The sequence below is a fragment of the Chitinophaga sp. SYP-B3965 genome (assembly GCF_009647655.1).
GTDB lineage: Bacteria > Bacteroidota > Bacteroidia > Chitinophagales > Chitinophagaceae > Chitinophaga.
This window is the reverse complement of record NZ_WJFD01000002.1, coordinates 38,050-54,882: the sequence shown is the minus strand read 5'-3', so window position 1 is coordinate 54,882 and position 16,833 is coordinate 38,050. Positions and strand designations below refer to the sequence as shown.

Annotated in this window: 14 protein-coding genes; 10 read left to right on the top strand and 4 right to left on the bottom strand. The window is 45.3% G+C overall.

Features of this window, described 5'->3' with window-relative positions:
* Nucleotides 1-27 precede the first annotated feature (27 nt).
* The 9 genes from GFS24_RS14275 (at nucleotide 28) to GFS24_RS14235 (ending at nucleotide 10,436) form a co-directional block, all read left to right on the top strand.
* A complete protein-coding gene (locus GFS24_RS14275; protein WP_153660334.1) occupies nucleotides 28-969 on the top strand; it encodes a DUF4271 domain-containing protein in 942 nt (313 codons plus the stop codon).
* Between the two features lie 63 nt (nucleotides 970-1,032).
* Nucleotides 1,033-1,794 carry a uroporphyrinogen-III synthase gene (locus GFS24_RS14270; RefSeq protein WP_253906486.1) on the top strand — a complete coding sequence of 254 codons (762 nt, stop codon included), beginning with the start codon at nucleotides 1,033-1,035 and terminating at the stop codon, nucleotides 1,792-1,794.
* A gap of 86 nt (nucleotides 1,795-1,880) precedes the next feature.
* Nucleotides 1,881-3,908: a thioredoxin domain-containing protein gene (locus GFS24_RS14265; protein ID WP_153660332.1), complete on the top strand. Its 2,028-nt coding sequence runs from the start codon at nucleotides 1,881-1,883 to the stop codon at nucleotides 3,906-3,908.
* Nucleotides 3,909-4,314: 406 nt separating this feature from the next.
* On the top strand, nucleotides 4,315-5,595 hold the full coding sequence (locus tag GFS24_RS14260) for an SUMF1/EgtB/PvdO family nonheme iron enzyme (RefSeq protein ID WP_153660331.1): 1,281 nt from the start codon (nucleotides 4,315-4,317) through the stop codon (nucleotides 5,593-5,595).
* A 98-nt stretch (nucleotides 5,596-5,693) separates the two neighbouring features.
* Nucleotides 5,694-6,425 (top strand): gliding motility protein GldL, encoded by a 732-nt coding sequence (gldL, locus tag GFS24_RS14255; protein WP_253906485.1) that lies wholly within the window; start codon nucleotides 5,694-5,696, stop codon nucleotides 6,423-6,425.
* Between the two features lie 55 nt (nucleotides 6,426-6,480).
* Nucleotides 6,481-8,019: a gliding motility protein GldM gene (gene gldM, locus GFS24_RS14250; RefSeq protein WP_153660329.1), complete on the top strand. Its 1,539-nt coding sequence runs from the start codon at nucleotides 6,481-6,483 to the stop codon at nucleotides 8,017-8,019.
* A 65-nt stretch (nucleotides 8,020-8,084) separates the two neighbouring features.
* Nucleotides 8,085-9,077 carry a gliding motility protein GldN gene (gene gldN / locus GFS24_RS14245; RefSeq protein ID WP_173003079.1) on the top strand — a complete coding sequence of 331 codons (993 nt, stop codon included), beginning with the start codon at nucleotides 8,085-8,087 and terminating at the stop codon, nucleotides 9,075-9,077.
* Between the two features lie 87 nt (nucleotides 9,078-9,164).
* The gene (locus GFS24_RS14240) at nucleotides 9,165-9,737 is read left to right on the top strand and encodes a Crp/Fnr family transcriptional regulator (protein WP_153660327.1); all 573 of its coding nucleotides are present in this window, start codon (nucleotides 9,165-9,167) and stop codon (nucleotides 9,735-9,737) included.
* Nucleotides 9,738-9,809: 72 nt separating this feature from the next.
* The gene (locus GFS24_RS14235) at nucleotides 9,810-10,436 is read left to right on the top strand and encodes a DinB family protein (RefSeq protein WP_153660326.1); all 627 of its coding nucleotides are present in this window, start codon (nucleotides 9,810-9,812) and stop codon (nucleotides 10,434-10,436) included.
* 282 nt (nucleotides 10,437-10,718) lie between these two features.
* On the opposite strand, the gene uvrC is transcribed toward GFS24_RS14235, so the two are convergent.
* The 4 genes from uvrC to gpmI all read right to left on the bottom strand — a co-directional run bounded on the left by uvrC (nucleotide 10,719) and on the right by gpmI (nucleotide 16,183).
* Complete coding sequence (gene uvrC, locus GFS24_RS14230; protein WP_153660325.1) at nucleotides 10,719-12,530, bottom strand: excinuclease ABC subunit UvrC; 1,812 nt, start codon at nucleotides 12,528-12,530, stop codon at nucleotides 10,719-10,721.
* The gene (locus tag GFS24_RS14225; RefSeq protein WP_153660324.1) at nucleotides 12,527-13,099 is read right to left on the bottom strand and encodes a hypothetical protein; all 573 of its coding nucleotides are present in this window, start codon (nucleotides 13,097-13,099) and stop codon (nucleotides 12,527-12,529) included. The genes uvrC and GFS24_RS14225 overlap by 4 nt, the downstream gene beginning before the upstream one ends.
* 151 nt (nucleotides 13,100-13,250) lie before the next feature.
* Nucleotides 13,251-14,540, bottom strand: a complete 1,290-nt coding sequence (locus GFS24_RS14220) for an LVIVD repeat-containing protein (protein ID WP_153660323.1) — start codon at nucleotides 14,538-14,540, stop codon at nucleotides 13,251-13,253.
* A 119-nt stretch (nucleotides 14,541-14,659) separates the two neighbouring features.
* On the bottom strand, nucleotides 14,660-16,183 hold the full coding sequence (gene gpmI, locus GFS24_RS14215) for a 2,3-bisphosphoglycerate-independent phosphoglycerate mutase (RefSeq protein WP_153660322.1): 1,524 nt from the start codon (nucleotides 16,181-16,183) through the stop codon (nucleotides 14,660-14,662).
* Between the two features lie 236 nt (nucleotides 16,184-16,419).
* Between gpmI and GFS24_RS14210 the strand changes: the two genes are divergently transcribed.
* A complete protein-coding gene (locus GFS24_RS14210; RefSeq protein WP_153660321.1) occupies nucleotides 16,420-16,815 on the top strand; it encodes a DUF4783 domain-containing protein in 396 nt (131 codons plus the stop codon).
* Nucleotides 16,816-16,833 lie beyond the last annotated feature (18 nt).

Here is a 16,833-nt window from a genome sequence, read left to right as displayed (position 1 = left end):
CGTACCTGGTTGTTGTTTTTCCTGATCATGCATTGTTCATTACTTGTGCTCGCACAGGCTGATAGTACCGTTCCTGCCGTTGCACCCGTTACTGCACCTAAAAAGCCGGTAAAACCAGTTGTTCCCAAAGTTAAGGCAGATTCCCTGCTGAAGGCGAAGGCCCCGTCAATTGTGACGGACTCCGTACCAGCCCTTCCGGTAGCAAAGATACATGCTTACGACACCGTTATGGAGGGACTCGCAAAAAGGATCCCATATCTTAACACAGCCGGAAAGCCCGTACAGTATGACATCAATCCCGTTCGTAACAGTAAAGGACAGGACTGGCTGATCTACCTGGTGGGAGGAGTATTGCTGCTGTTAGGGGTTATCCGCACCTCCTATCTTAAATATTTTACAGATCTCTTCAGGGCTTTCCTGAACCCAACCCTGAGCCAACGGCAGTTGAAAGATCAGCTGTCACAGTCGCCCTTCCCCAACTTTCTGCTCAATGCCTTTTTTGTGATCAGCCTTGGTTTATACCTCTATCTGCTGATGTACAGGCTGAATTATACCACCGGTGCCATCGCCTGGATGTTGATCCCCGGGCTTGTAATATTGGTAGGCGCGATCTATGTAGTGAAATATATTGTACTGCGTTTTTGTGGCTGGCTCTTCGGAAATGAGGAATTAATAGACGCTTACGTGTTTATTTTATACCTGATCAATAAAGTATTAGGAATAATGCTGGCGCCGTTTTTAGTGATACTTGCGTTTTGTGACCCCGGCATCGCCACTGCCAGCCTGTATATATCAATATTCTTTATAGTATTACTGGTGGTTTACAGGTATGTGAGGTCCTATTCCTTAGTGAGACAGTATCTGTCTTTTAGCAAATTGCATTTTTTTCTTTACCTTTGCGCATTCGAAGTAGTGCCGGTTTTAATAATCACAAAGGTACTATTGATTTGGTTAACTGGTAATCCGTAAGATTACTGCGATTGTTAACACAAGAGCAAATTACGTATGATAAAAGGCGGGCCAAAAAAAGATTTGCAGGTAAAACAACTAACGATCCTAATTTCCCAACCTAAGCCAGAGACAGAGAAATCACCTTATTTCGACTTAGCGAAGAAATTCAATGTTCGGTTGGATTTTCATCCTTTTATTAGAGTAGAAGGCGTGCCAGGTAAGGACTTCCGGAAGCAAAAAGTAGACATTATCACCTACACGGCGGTAATATTTACGAGCCGAAACTCTGTTGATCACTTCTTTCGCGTATGCGAAGAATTGAAAGTAAAGGTGTCTCAGGATTGCAAGTACTTCTGTATTACAGAAGCAGTTGCGTTGTATCTGCAAAAATTCATCCTCTACCGCAAAAGAAAGGTTTTTTATGGCGCTGATGGCACCACAAAGAGCTTGCTGGAAGTGATGAACAAACACCGGGAGAATGAGAAATTCCTTTTCCCGAGTTCAGACAGTCAGAAGAAAGACATTGAAGAATGGCTGAAAGCCAGTAAGTGCGAGTATGCTACAGCCTCTTTGTACAAGACCGTTTCCAACGATGTCTCAGAAGTGCTGGCGAAAACGGAATACGATATGATCGTGTTCTTTAGTCCTTCAGGTGTAAAATCGCTGTTCGAAAACATGCCGAAGTTCAAACAGAACGGCACACACATAGGTGCGTTTGGTCCCAGTACTTCCGCAGCCGTGGAAGAAGCTGGCCTCCGGCTGGATGTGAAAGCCCCGGCCCCGCAAGCGCCATCCATGGTGGCTGCGCTGGAACAATTCCTAACAGGATTGAACAAGAAATAATTAAATCTCTATAAAAAGTCAGGGAGCATCCGCAAGAATGCTCCCTTTTTCATTATTTTCGCCGCAGACCTGAATTAATCATAGCTATGAACCGCTTAGGAAAGGAAACCAGTCCTTACTTGCTCCAGCATGCACATAATCCTGTAAACTGGTATCCCTGGGGAGAAGAAGCTTTGCAACTTGCAGAGAAAGAGGATAAACCGATCCTTATAAGCATAGGTTATGCAGCCTGCCACTGGTGTCATGTAATGGAACGGGAAAGCTTCGAAGATGAAGCCACCGCCGCCATCATGAACGAACACTTCATCAATATAAAAATAGACCGGGAAGAACGTCCGGACATCGATCATATTTACATGGATGCCCTGCAGGCCATGAGCAGTTCAGGCGGATGGCCATTGAATATGTTCCTCCTGCCCAACCGCCAGCCTTTTTATGGCGGCACCTATTTTCCTCCGCAGAAAGCATATAACCGGCCATCCTGGAAAGATGTGCTGCTGGCTGTGTCAGATGCTTTTAAAACCAAACGGAAAGACCTGGAAGATCAGGCTTCCAACCTCACCCAACATCTTCGGCAGAGCAACCAGTTTGGCATGGAAGCCGTGAACAAACTGTTGCCAAAAGAAGAACAGTTCACCCAGGAACAATGTGATGCTATGGTATTGGCCATCATGGGCCAGGCAGATAAAGAATGGGGTGGATTTGGCCGTGCGCCTAAGTTTCCGGCCTCTTTCACCATCCAGTACCTGCTGCGCTATAACCGCAGGAAGAAAGATGAAAGCTCCCTTCAGCAGGCATTGTTATCCCTGGATAAAATGATCGCCGGTGGCATCTATGATCAGCTGGGTGGCGGGTTTTCAAGATATTCTACAGACGAGCAATGGCTGGCCCCGCACTTTGAAAAAATGCTGTATGATAATGCCCTGCTCACAGATACGCTCTGCGAAGCTTATCAGCTCACCGGCAATAACGCTTACGCAGAAACAATAGAACATACCCTGGCATTCATCCTGCGGGAAATGACTTCTCCGGAAGGAGGTTTCTATGCAGCCCTGGATGCGGATTCCGAAGGAGTGGAGGGGAAGTTTTATGTATGGAGCCTGGAAGAAATAGAAACAGCGCTGGGAGAAGATGCTCCCGCATTCTGCGCTTACTATGATGTAAAACGCGGCGGCAACTGGGAAGATCATAATATTTTATGGATACCCGAAGCACCGGATCTGAATATGGAGCCCGAAGCGCTCAAAGCCCTGCTGGCAAAGTGCCGCGCTAAATTAATGACTATCCGGGATCAGCGGATCCGCCCCGGTTTGGATGATAAGATCTTGCTGGGCTGGAATGCATTGATGATACATGCTCTTTGCAAAGCCTATGCAGCTTTGGGAAACAAGGTGTATCTGGAGATGGCGGAGAACGCCATGCGCTGCATCTGGGAAAAAATGAAGAAGTCCGGGGCATCCCTGGCCTTCTGGCATACGTATAAACAAGGGGATGCGCGCTACCCTGCCTTTTTAGATGATTATGCCTATCTTATTCGCGCACTCATTGCATTACAGGAAGTTAGCGGAGAACTGGACTGGCTCCGGAAAGCAAAAGAGATAACACATTTTGTGATTGAACAATTTGGAGACGAAACTTCGCGTTATTTCTATTACACCGCATCCGGCCAACCAGATGTTATCGTACGTAAGAAGGAAGTATATGACGGAGCAGTGCCTAGCGGAAATGCGATCATGGCACACAATCTTTGGCACCTTTCTATCGTTTTTGATATCCGGGACTGGGGAGACAGGGCATTAGGCATGACAGCCAGCCTTGCCCAATCTGTGGTGAGGTACCCCACTTCCTTCGGGATCTGGGCTGCGATGATCCTCCGGATCGTGCAGGGAACAAAAGAGTTGGCAGTAGCCGGGAGAGGGTATAAAGAACAAATGAGCGCATTAAATAAACTGTATATTCCCGGGAAAGTGTTATTGGGCACAGATATTGACCAGAAGGATATGCCGCTGCTGCAGCAAAGAGTGCAGGCCGGCAAAACATTGATCTACCTTTGTGAAGATTATCGTTGTATGAAACCTACTGAAGATATATTAGAAATATATAATTTAATATGATATTTGTTGTAAATTGCTATCCCTTTGATTAATTTAGTGTTAACGAGAAAATAGGACGTTGGATATTCACAAATAAGTATTATATTTATATTGTATGTGTCTATAGCCTTGAGGGGCAAGAGTTTACGATATCCCCAAAAAGATATCTCGCCATGGTTAATTATTGAAAGGTGTGGACAATTACATAATAAAATGTTAAAAGCAACGTTTTAATGTGTTACCAAGAGCAGTGAAGTTGAATTGAAAAAGTTGGCTGAAAACTAACTACGGATTAAAATTAATTATTACATTTGCTATCTTTCTGATAAACAACCAGGTGAAAAGTGTGACTAAAAAGATATCAGGCGTGTTGGCCATAACATCTGGCAGGTTCAAGAAAAATCGTATTCTAATGAAAGTCACCCTTATGAAGCTTAATTATTGTAGTGCGATGCTGGTTGTACTGCTGCCGGTCCTGCTGGCCAGCTGCGGTGGTGGTAAGACCCCAAAGAACGCACAGGGACAGCTGATAGGTGTTAGTCCTAGACCAAAGTACTCCCCCCCTGTACCTTACGGAATGGTGTATGTACCTTCCGGAACTTTTCACATGGGTCCGAGTGATGAGGACGTAAACTATGCCTATACAGCAAGGAACAAAGCCATCTCTATCTCCGGTTTCTACATGGATGCCACCGAGATCACGAACAACGAATATCGTCAGTTCGTAAACTGGGTAACGGATTCCATCGCACATATCCTGTTAGGACATGTGAAGAATGTAGACGGCCAGGATTTTATCGACTGGAAACAGAAGATCAACTGGAAAGATAAAGCCACCTACGAAAAAGTAGACGCTATGATCTATGCAGCAGATGATCGCCTGTACGGTCGTAAAGATGTGGATGTACGCAAATTGCTGTACCACCAGGAAACATTTAACTGGGAGAAAGCAAAACAGCGTGAGCTGAAGGATAAGCCCCGTTCTACTTTCATTGAAAGAAAAGACGTTGCCATCTATCCGGATACTTTATGCTGGATCCGCGACTTCTCTTATGCTTATAATGAGCCGATGACCCGGATGTATTTCTGGCACCCGGCTTTTGATAACTATCCCGTAGTAGGCGTTACCTGGCACCAGGCAAATACCTTCTGCGAATGGCGGAGTAAATTCTGGGATGACTATCGTATCTCCAAGAAGCAATTCACGGAAGATAAATTCCAGCTGCCTTCTGAAGCACAATGGGAATATGCAGCCCGTGGCGGACGTGAACAGTCGCCATATCCATGGGGTGGTTACTACCTGCGTAACAAGAAAGGTTGTCTCCTCGCCAACTTCAAACCCGGCCGTGGTAACTATCCTGAAGACGGCGGTTTCTATACCGTACGCGCAGATGCTTACTGGCCTAACGATTACGGCCTATATAACATGGCCGGTAACGTAGCGGAGTGGACACAGGATATCTTCTATCAGAATGCTTATTCTTTCACTTCCGATATGAACCCTTATCTGAAAATGGACATTCCGGATAATGCTGCACCAAAGATGAAACGTAAAACCGTTAGAGGTGGCAGCTGGAAAGATATAGGATACTTCCTGCAAAATGGTACCCGTTCTTACGAGTACCAGGACAGCGCCAAATCTTACATCGGCTTCCGCTGTACGATCGCCTTCCTCAGCAGGTCAAAGAACGACTTTAATAAAAAATAGGAATGAATAGCTAATCCTCTGAAAAATCACAGACATGGCACATTTGAAAAGAGCTTTTTACCTTTTAATCACCATAAATTAAATTTTAACCTATGGCTATGAATCCTAACACAGCGAAATGGCTAAACTTCTTTGTATGTATCGGCGCATCTGTCGTGATCATTGGAGCATTATTTAAAATCCAACACTGGCCAGGCGCTGACGTAGCGTTGATCCTCGGATTGAGTGTGGAAGCAGCGATCTTCTTTGCATATGCATTCGTTCCGGATGACCACGCACCAGCTCCTAAAGCCGCAGTAGCAGCAGGAAGCCCAGCATTGGCCGGTATGGACAAAATGTTGCAGGAAGCAGACATCACGCCTACCAACCTGGCACGTCTGAGCGAGAATTTTTCCAAGCTTGGTACTACCGTAGATAAAATGCGGGACATCAGTGATGTAGTAGCTGCAACCGGCGATTACACACAAAAGACCCGCGAAGCGTCTATTGCTATCGGCTCCGTAACACAAGCTTACACGAGCGCAGCACAAGCCGTTTCCAGCTTTAACAATGCATCCGAATCTACCCGCCACTTCCACGATCAGGTACAATCAATGACCAAAAATCTGGCTTCATTGAACGCTATCTATGAACTGGAATTGCAGGATACCAATAACCATCTCAAAGCCATGAACAGCTTCTACAGTAATCTGTTGAATGCTTCCCAGGCTATGAGCGGCAGTGTTGAAGATGCTAAGAAAACGCAAGAGCAAATTGGTTTGCTTGCACGTAATCTTGGTAACCTGAACACCGTTTATGGTAATATGCTGACTGCAATGCAGGGCAGATAAGGTAACGCAATAGTGACTATTAACAAGATCATTAATTTAAAACTTGTAATCACCTATGGCTTTACCTAAAGATCCCAGGCAGAAGATGATCAACTTCATGTACCTGGTGCTAACAGCTATGTTGGCTATGAACGTATCCGCCGAAATTTTGAATGCTTTTGATATCGTTAACAATTCGATAAAAACTTCCAATAACTCTATTGATAGTAAGAATACTGTTACGTACAAGCAGTTTGCCAAACTGATGGCATCAGACGCTGCCAAAGTTGGTCCCTTAAATGAAAAAGCAAACAAGGTAAAAACCTTGTCCGCCGATGCCTATACCTATATCGAAAATCTTAAAAATGAGATCATTAAGGAAAGCGGTGGCCTTAATGAACATAAAGAAATAAAAGGAAAGGATAACCTGGATGCTGCTACCCGTGTAATGGAGAACCAGAAGAAAGGCCCTGCCCTGGAAAAGGCACTGGCAGATCTGCGCAAGTCTATGTTGGATCAAATCAATCCTAAAGACCGCGCCTCTTTTGAAGCCAACCTTCCTTTACAGATCATAGCACCTCCTCAAAAAGGACCAGCTAAGAAAACCTGGACTACCTACCATTTTAACATGGTACCGAGTATTGCAGCGATCACCATCCTGGGTAAATTCCAGAATGATATCAAGAACTCAGAAGCAATGATCATCGATAAACTGCTGAAAGAAGTATCTGAAGACGACTTCGTTTTCGACAAATTGGAAGCATTCGTATCATTGAACTCTAAGAACTTTACTACAGGTCAAACCCTGGAAGCTAAAGTGGTAATGGGCGCTTACAGCAGTACTGTAAATCCTACTATCATCATCAACGGTCAACCCGTTTCAGCTTCAGAAGGTAAAGGAACTTATACTACTACTGTTGGTGGTATTGGCGAACATACCATTTCCGGTGTGGTGGAGCTAACCAAACCTAACGGTCAGAAAGTAACCAGTCCTTTCACCGAAACGTATAAAGTAGGTGCATCTGCAACTTCTATCTCTGCTGATAAAATGAACGTACTGTATGTTGCCCTGCAAAACCCCATCACCATTACGGCGGCTGGTGTTCCTGCAGAAAAGATACAAGCTTCTATCAGCGGTGGCGGCGGTTCCATCACCAAAAAAGGCCCCGGCGAGTTTATCGTAACAGTTAGCTCAACCGGTAAAGCAACGATCAATGTTTCTGCAGAAGTAGACGGAAAAGTGAAATCACTGGATTCAAAAGAATTCCGCGTGAAGAACATTCCTGACCCTGTTATGAAAATTGGTTTCAACAAAGGATCTACTATGAAAGCGGCAGACTTTAAAGCACAAGGCGGTCTGCGTGCTGACCTGGAAGACTTCCTGTTTGAAGGCGTAAAATATGCTGTGGTAGGTTATCGTATGGGTATCGATTCAAGAGGTCGTGAGTATGCAGAAGGTGAATCCACCTCTGAATACTGGCCTAACAAATCTGATATCGCAGGTGCTATCCGCGCGGCTAAACCAGGTGACCTCATCTACTTTGAGAACATTAAAGTAAAAGGTCCCGATGGCAGAGTACGTGCTATGCAGAACTTTAATATCAAGATCAATTAACAACCCAAATTAATTACTGGGCTATGCGAGCAGTAATATTGAAAAGAATCAGTTGGAGTGCATTTTTGTTGATAGTTCTGGCTTCATCTGCCGACGCACAATCGCGTCGCAGAAGGACCGAAACGCCCCCTGCAGGTAATGCACCTGCTACACAACAGAATAATGCACCGGTAACTAACCCGGCAACCGGCAACCCTGTGAATGTGCCTGCGGCACCTGCCACACCTCCCCCTTCTTTAAGACAGGATGGAGTAGGAACCCCGGTTGATACACCACGTAAGTCATTGCGTATAGACGGTGTTTCCGAGAAAAGTCCTATCCGTGACCGTATGCCAATTACATACGATCACATCCGGGAGGATGATAAGTTCTGGGAAAAACAGATCTGGCAAGTGATTGACGTGCGGGAAAAGATGAACATTCCCTTCCAGTACAACGTGGAAGATGAGAATGGTACCAACCAACTGCTCATCAATATCCTGCTGGCATCCATTAAGAACAAAGAAGTAGAAGCCTTCAGTCCTATCGATGACCGTTTCAGCACGGTGATGCCTTATGATGAGATCATGACCCGCCTGACAGGTGAAGTAAGGACTGTAAGAAGTATCGACCCTGTAAGCGGGGAAGAGAAAATGGTGGAAACAAGGGATGAATTCAACCCTGAAACCATCAAGCAATACAAGATCAAGGAAGTTTGGGTTTTCGACCGTGAAGCATCCGCGCTGAAAGTACGTATCCTGGGTATCGCACCTATGGTATCCCGTATCAACGATGATGGTTCCATTCGTGCATCCATTCCGCTGTTCTGGGTATATTACCCTGATCTGCGCCCTGTTCTGGCCAAGTATGATGTATACAATCAAAACAACGATGCATCTACTATGACCTGGGAAGATCTGTTTGAAATGCGCTTCTTCTCCAGCTTTGTAGTGAAAGAAAAGAATGCTTACAACCGCGAGATCCAGCACTACATAAAAGATGGTGTGATGCGTCTCCTGGAAGGGCAGGCTATCAAAGACAAGATCTTCAACAAAGAACAGGACTTGTGGCAGTATTGATCTGTAACAACGTTCAAATCCTTCGAACAATAATGAAAAACTGCCTTCCTTTATGGGAGGCAGTTTTTTTTATGATATATTGTGTGCATGCAAGTGCTGCGTAATGCTATAAATGCTGTTATTCCGCTTCCCGATGAAGAATGGGAAGCTTTGATAACCTGCTGGCAACCCATCACAGCCAAACGCAAAACAGTGCTCACAGCAGCGGGAGATACAGAACGATATCTGTATTATGTACTGGAAGGTGTGCAGCGCGCTTTCTGCCTCACAGCCGAACAAAAAGATGCTACGCTGATCTTTTCCTACACCGGCTCCTTTTCTGGCATCATTGATTCCTTCTTTTTACAGTTACCTTCCCGGTATTACCTGGAAACATTGACAAAAAGCGCCTTTTTAAGGCTATCCTTTGCAGATCTCTCCCGGCTGATGCAACAGTATCCCCTGATCGCACAATGGGTACATATCAGTACCGTACATGCCATGGCCGGACTCATGGAACGGCATATTGAAACCCTTACCCTGGGTGCGGAACAAAAGTTCCGCCGGTTACTGTCACGCAGTCCGCATGTATTACAGTTGATCCCGCATAAATACCTGGCTTCCTATCTTGGAATAGATCCCGCTACTTTTAGCAAACTCTTAGGCGGCGTTCGTTTATAAAATCTTTGCCTGCGCCAAGATTTCCAATAATCACAAGGCGTAATTTTGTACCAGAATTTAAACAATACAAATATGCCCACATTTAACGCTACTACTTTATTAGAAGACCTCAGCAATGATGTGAACAATCTGCTGCAGGTAATGCGCACGCGTATTCAGCAACAACCACATGCCGTGTTATTGCAACAGCCTGCTCCCGGCAGCTGGAGTGTGATCCAGTGTCTCGATCATCTCAACAGCTATGGGCATCATTACTTACCGCAACTGCATAAAGTAATTAGCAAAGGAGAGCAGCAGGGCATTCCTGCAAAACCATTATTCCGTAGCGGATGGTTAGGAAACTACTTTACTAATCTCATGCAACCCAAGCCGGATGGCGCTTTGCGGGCACGCATGCAGGCACCCCAGGGATATCGCCCGGAACCTCAACCCGATGCAGCATTGGTGATCAGTGAATTTATTTCGCAGCAGGAACAGATGCTGGAACTTTTGCGTCGCGCAGGATTCACTGATATCGGGCATTTCCGCGTACCTACTACATTAACACGTTTGATCAAAATGTCCGCCGGAGATACTTTCCGTTTCCTCATCGCACATGAACAAAGACACATGTTACAAGCACTTCGGGCCATGCTTGCATATGGCGGCGGAGGCTTCACTGCGATATCTATGCAGTACCTGCAGGAGAATGTTGGTTAATAACTACTGCTGTTGAAAAAACAGCCGTAAACCCTTATTGGGAGAGGGTTTAATGCATGCCACTATTTTTGACCGATAACAAATTCTTAACAAATGTTATACGATGCGAATCCTACTTTAGTAAGCGGAAGGAAGGGGAGAAAGTGTGCGGAAAATGACATCGCCGAATCTTCCGGTCATCACCGGAATTCAAAAATAAATCTGTGTCTTTTAATGGTTAACTTGGGGAAAGGAGCCTGGTTCTCAAACCGGGCTCTCTCAATTAACGTAAGTCCCGCCTTCTTATTTTTCCTTTTCATGAAAATGTTGCCAGATCAGCTGCGCCTTTTTTTGCCCCACTTCCTTCACTAATTCCTCCATAGAAGATTGCCTTACTTTATTAACAGAACGGAACGTTTGCAACAACTGTGTAGCCGTACTTTCACCAATCCCCCTGATCTCCTCCAGCTCATTCTTGAAAGTGCCTTTACTTCTCTTTAACCGATGGAACGTGATACCAAAGCGATGCACTTCATCCCGGATACGCCGGATCAGTTTCAGGCTTTCACTGTCGTAAGGAAGTTTAACACTCTCCTTATCCCCCGGAAAAAAGATCTCCTCTTCATTTTTGGCAAGGCCAACCACCGTCATGCTGCCGATCAGTCCCAGTTTGTTAATACTCTCCATCGCTGCACCTAACTGACCTTTACCACCATCTATGATCACCAGTTGTGGTAACGGCTGCTGTTCTGCCAATAAACGATGATAACGGCGGTAAACTACTTCCGTCATGGAAGCAAAGTCATTAATGCCTTCCACCGTTTTAATATTGAAGTGGCGGTAATCCTTTTTGGAAGCCACGCCCTCTTTAAATACCACACAGGCCGAAACAGGATAACTGCCCTGGAAGTTAGAGTTATCAAAACACTCAATATGCAGGGGAAGGTCCTGCAGTTCAAGATCGGCCTGCAACTGGTAAAGCACCTTCTTCTTTTCCATATCACTTTTCCCTTCCAGCTGCAACATCTTTTTCTTCATGAGTTCTTCACGGAAATAATTAACGTTTTTGGCGGAAAGGTCCAGCAGTTTCTTTTTATCACCCCCCTTCGGAATAGTAACAGCAACACCTTCTTCCGGAAATTCCACCGCAAAAGGTAAAATGATCTCCCGCGCAAGGCTCTGGAAAGCTTCCCGCAGATAAGCAATGGCATAGGCCATCACTTCTTCATCAGATTCTTCCAGTTTCTTTTCCAGCGTTACCGTTTTAGTATCTACGATAGTGCCATTCAATACACGCAGGTAATTCACATAAGCAAAATTACCTTCGCTCAGGATGGTGAACACATCTACATTCCCCACTGTAGCACTCACAATGGCAGACCGCGCTTTATAAGCCTGCAGGCTTTCTATCTTCTTTCGTTCTATTTCAGCCTTCTCAAATTCCATATTACCGGCATGTTCCTGCATGCGGTTGCGGAAAATATTGAGCACCGGTGTGAGGTTGCCCCGCAGGATCTCCTTTACCTGCTGCAAACCTTCGCGGTAATCTTCTTCCGTCTGCAATCCTTCACAGGGCCCTTTACAGTTGCCCAGGTGATATTCCAGGCAAACCTTCATTTTACCTTTGTTGATGTTCTGCTGGCTGAGATTGAGGCTGCAGGTACGCAAAGGAATACTGTATCTGATCAGTTCCAGTACTTCGCGCACACGGCCCACAGAAGTAAAAGGACCAAGGTATTCAGAACCATCCCGGATAATGCGGCGGGTTAAGAAGATGCGGGGATAGGGTTCATGTTTGATAACAATGAAGGGATACGTTTTATCATCCTTCAGGTTGATGTTGTACTTGGGCTGGAACTGTTTAATCAGGGAGTTTTCCAGCAAAAAAGCATCCTGTTCGGAATCAACGATCGTAAATTCTATATGGTGGATCGTTTCCACCAGTTTGCGCGTTTTATAGTTATCGTGGTTTTTAACAAAATAAGAACTCACCCTCTTCCGGAGGCTCTTGGCCTTCCCGATATAGAGTAGTTCCCCGTCTGCTCCAAAATACTTGTAGATCCCGGCATCCGTGGGTAATGTATGTACTACCTGTTGAAATTCCGCTGCTGTCATATCTTATGCGTTGAAGGATGGAAGAGTGTAATTACTTCCATATTCTCCGGTTTCATGAAAACGATCTTTTGATAAGTCGTTACCCTTAACTGTTTGTTACGTTCGTAAAATACTTCCTGCCGGTATTCATATATGAGGTTGGAGGTAAAGGCGGTAACGTGAGCTGTTTTGATTTGGCCCTGTTTGTCCACATCCAGGATCAGCTGGTGTGGGCGTGTTTGTTTTCCTTTTGAAAGAAAGATGAAAGTAGTGTCTGTCCCTAACTGATTAGCAATGGTATCCCGGGAATAAGCATCTGAAAGCGAGGGTTTGCTCACATCTGCATCCATCAGTGGCCGGAACAGTTGTTCCAGTGTGGCACTGTTCTTCGTTCTTACAGAATCCGTAATGCCGTTGAGCCGCACAATTTTGGTCAGCTGCACCTGCTCTGCTTTTAAACGGGCAATCTCTTCCAGGCAATAATTGCCAAGTGCGCGGTAACTGGTGTCTTTTGCTGCGATAGTCGGTTTCTCCTGCTGAAGATTGCAACCCGCCATGCCAATTAACATACACAATAACAATGGTCTCATATCTGGCAAATTTAATGGTGAATCCACAATCCCCCATAAAAAAATAATGCGCCGTGAAAACGGCGCATCTGATGCATGAGCAAATCTGTCGAGAGCACTAAAATTATTGGCCATGGCGACCAATTCGTTGGATAAGTTATGTGTAGCCTTGTTAAGGGCGGTTTTTTACGTTGATCTTACTCAGCAATACCGGGTTGTTCATGGCGGTGTAATCATATTGATACACCCCATCCGCCGCACTTACCAGCAAATGCTGGTTATTGTCATATGGTATTACATCGTAAGTATTGATCCCTTCAATCAGTTTGGTGGTGCTGATTTTGGTGACATCAGTACCCTGCATGAACCGTAATCCAAAAGTGCCTTCACAGATGAACAACCGTCCGTTACTCACACCCAGGCCAAACGGATTCTTCATTTGGTAGCTGGCCAGTTTCACCGGCTGGTCTACATTGGAAATATCAAACACCATCAGCTCATTAATATTGCCACCACAGTTGCTGCCACTTCTCACGGTTACATAAGCTTTTGTTCCTTCTACCACAACAGGATCGCAGGCCTTGAAATGCGTAACGGAAGAACGTCTCTGCGGAGCAGCAGGATTGATGATATCATAGATATACATCGCGGTGGTGCTGCCTATAAAAAGATATTCGCCATATGGGAAGATCGTTTCAATACCGCCTATGCCAACATTTTGTTCCCCTTTATGCACCGGATTAGCCGCATCGCTCACATCAAAAGCTTTCAGCGCGTTCCAGTTTACCGTATATAAATAATCTTTAGCAATCGTAAAACGAGCCATGGATCCACCTTTTCCGGTACCTCCGCCTGCCTGGGCAGTAGCAGAATAACTGGCAGAATTAAGTTTATACCCCATGTTATCGTACATAATAAGACCTTCCTTATCCTCACAATCACAGGGGTAAGTAGTATCCCTGGTGTTATAGCCAACCACCATCGAATCATTGTTCCTCACAGACTGGCCCATCATTAATCCTGCTGCATTCACCGGGTAATTGACCACACCGTCCAGTTTTTTGCTGAACGCGATATGAAGCGGATCGCTGATATTAAATACCGCGAGGTCAGCATAACTGTCCGCATATAAAGTATTCCCCTTGATAGCGATATCCACGTTTCCCCTGATATTCAGGAACGCCACATTTTTTGGCGACCGGGGATTGCTGTTGTCTATGATATGGACGCCTTTGTAGGGCTCATTTACATAAATAAACTGGTCCTTAACATAGATCTTTCCCGGTTGACCGATTTCCTGGGGCGCTTCCGTTTTTACACTTGCCCAGTAATCTGCTTCTGCCATAAGTATGGGCGTATAGATCGTTTTAGTGGTGATCCTGCTGCACTTTTCCTTTACACACCCACCAAAAGCCAGCAAACCGGCAATGATAACAGGGAATTTAAACAGCATGGTACGCATAGGGGGATGGATTTGAAAGTAAAACGGGGGCGGGGAGAAAAAAGTTACAGGGGGGCTAAAATATAAAGAGTTGAGTTGCAACAGTCAGCAACTCAACTCCCTTAGATAAAAAGATGATTTTAAACCAACAGGTTGCCGGTCATTTCAGGCGGAATGGGAAGACCCATAAAATGGAGGATAGTAGGAGCGATATCGCCCAGTTTACCATCTTTCACATCTCCTTTGAAATCCTGGCTGATTATAAAGAAAGGCACCGGGTTCAGAGAATGCGCCGTATTGGGAGTGCCATCCTCATTGATCATGAAATCCGCATTCCCGTGGTCTGCCGTGAGGAAGATCACATAATCATTCAGCAGGGCAGTGGTCACCACTTTTGCCACACAGGCATCCACCGTTTCTACCGCTTTGATCACAGCAGGCCATACCCCTGTATGCCCCACCATGTCTGCATTGGCGAAATTGAGTACAATGAAATCAGTGGTCCTTTGTTCCAGCTCAGGAACGATCAGGTCCGCCAGTTCATTTGCACTCATTTCCGGTTTCAGGTCATAAGTGGCCACTTTAGGAGAGGGGGCCAGTAAGCGCCTTTCACCAATAAATGGATTTTCACGGCCACCTGAGAAGAAGAAAGAAACGTGCGGATATTTTTCCGTTTCCGCAATGCGGATCTGGGTTTTACCATGTTTTTCGAGTACTTCTCCCAAGGTCATCACCAGGTTGTCAGTATCAAAAATGATATGTACACCCCGGTAAGATTTATCATACTCCGTCATGGTAGTATAGTTCAATGCCAGCGGGAACATGCCAAAGTCAGGGAAAGCTTCCTGCGTGAGCACTTCCGTGATCTCGCGGCAGCGGTCTGTTCTGAAATTGAAGCACAGTACCGCATCGCCTTCTTTGATAGTGGCAATAGGCTGTTGCTGGTCATTTACCGTAATGATCGGTTTAATGAATTCATCCGTTACGCCCTCTGCGTAAGAAGCTTTCACCGCCAGCGGAGCATTTTGTGTTGGAGTACCTGTACCATGCACCATGGCATCGTAAGCCAGTTTTACACGCTCCCAGCGTTTATCACGGTCCATGGCATAATAGCGTCCTGTAACAGAAGCAATTTGTCCCGTGGTTTGTTGCAGATGTTGTTGCAGGTCCTCCAGGTAAGCAAAGCCACCTTTAGGATCCGTATCGCGGCCATCTGTAAATGCATGGATGAATACCTTTTTCAATCCGCGCTGATGCGCAATACTGGTGAGGGCTTTCAGATGAGAGATATGAGAATGCACGCCGCCGTCGCTCACAAGACCTATCAGGTGAAGGGCCTTATCGTTGTTCAGCGCATAATCCATAGAAGCCTGCAATGTTTTGCTGGCTGCCAGTTCTCCGCTGCGTACGGCAACATTGATGCGTTGCAGCTCCTGATATACAATGCGGCCTGCGCCAATATTGAGATGCCCTACTTCAGAATTGCCCATCTGGCCATCCGGAAGGCCTACCTGCTCACCACAGGTGATCAGCTTGCCATGCGGATATTGCTCATATAAACTATCTACAAAGGGAGTATTTGCGTGTGCTATAGCGTCTGCGGCAGGAATTTGTCCCTGTCCCCAGCCGTCCATGATGACCAGGATCGCTCTTTTGTTTTCCATACAATTTTTGTCCGTTGTGTGTTATGAATGAATCGGGTCGTGAAATTAATAATAACATCCCTTTTAAGGGTTAAATTTTTCAGAAATGGCCAACTACACATATATCAATTATTTAGAATAAAATGCCTTGGGTGGTCATAGCACAATGATGGGATATTATTGAACATCAGCAATTTGGCATAATTTTGGCACCTGCTACAGTTGATAAAAGTATAGTTCGATTTAAAAAACGGATAATGAAAAAGTTAATCTTTGCGCTGGGTGTTTTGATAGCGTGTGGAATGTTTACGGCTTTCACGATGATGGCCGGGCCATTTGAAGATGTGATCAGCGCCATCAAGCAAGGGGATGCCGCCAGCTTAGGAAAAAATCTGGATAACACGGTGGAGATCAACATGATGGGAAAGTCAAATTCCTACAGTAAGGCACAAGCCGAGATCATTTTGAAGGATTTTTTCAGCAAGAACAATGTTAAGTCTTTCGAGATCATCCACAAAGGTGGTCAGGAAGGCAGTGGATTCTTTGGCGTAGGTACCCTGGTTACTTCTACCGGAAGTTTCCGCATCTCATTTTTTCTTCAAAAGAAAGGAACAACGTTTGTACTGAATGAATTACGCTTCGAAAATAAATAACGGAAATTTAGCTTAAGA

What these genes read in the sequence shown, in the direction of transcription:
- GFS24_RS14275 (WP_153660334.1), top strand. Translation starts at nt 28, where the DNA reads ATGCATTGTTCATTACTTGTGCTCGCACAGGCTGATAGTACCGTTCCT.
- GFS24_RS14265 (WP_153660332.1), top strand. Translation starts at nt 1,881, where the DNA reads ATGAACCGCTTAGGAAAGGAAACCAGTCCTTACTTGCTCCAGCATGCA.
- GFS24_RS14260 (WP_153660331.1), top strand. Translation starts at nt 4,315, where the DNA reads ATGAAGCTTAATTATTGTAGTGCGATGCTGGTTGTACTGCTGCCGGTC.
- gldL (WP_253906485.1), top strand. Translation starts at nt 5,694, where the DNA reads ATGAATCCTAACACAGCGAAATGGCTAAACTTCTTTGTATGTATCGGC.
- gldM (WP_153660329.1), top strand. Translation starts at nt 6,481, where the DNA reads ATGGCTTTACCTAAAGATCCCAGGCAGAAGATGATCAACTTCATGTAC.
- GFS24_RS14240 (WP_153660327.1), top strand. Translation starts at nt 9,165, where the DNA reads ATGCAAGTGCTGCGTAATGCTATAAATGCTGTTATTCCGCTTCCCGAT.
- GFS24_RS14235 (WP_153660326.1), top strand. Translation starts at nt 9,810, where the DNA reads ATGCCCACATTTAACGCTACTACTTTATTAGAAGACCTCAGCAATGAT.
- uvrC (WP_153660325.1), bottom strand. Translation starts at nt 12,530, where the DNA reads ATGACAGCAGCGGAATTTCAACAGGTAGTACATACATTACCCACGGAT.
- GFS24_RS14225 (WP_153660324.1), bottom strand. Translation starts at nt 13,099, where the DNA reads ATGAGACCATTGTTATTGTGTATGTTAATTGGCATGGCGGGTTGCAAT.
- GFS24_RS14220 (WP_153660323.1), bottom strand. Translation starts at nt 14,540, where the DNA reads ATGCGTACCATGCTGTTTAAATTCCCTGTTATCATTGCCGGTTTGCTG.
- gpmI (WP_153660322.1), bottom strand. Translation starts at nt 16,183, where the DNA reads ATGGAAAACAAAAGAGCGATCCTGGTCATCATGGACGGCTGGGGACAG.
- GFS24_RS14210 (WP_153660321.1), top strand. Translation starts at nt 16,420, where the DNA reads ATGAAAAAGTTAATCTTTGCGCTGGGTGTTTTGATAGCGTGTGGAATG.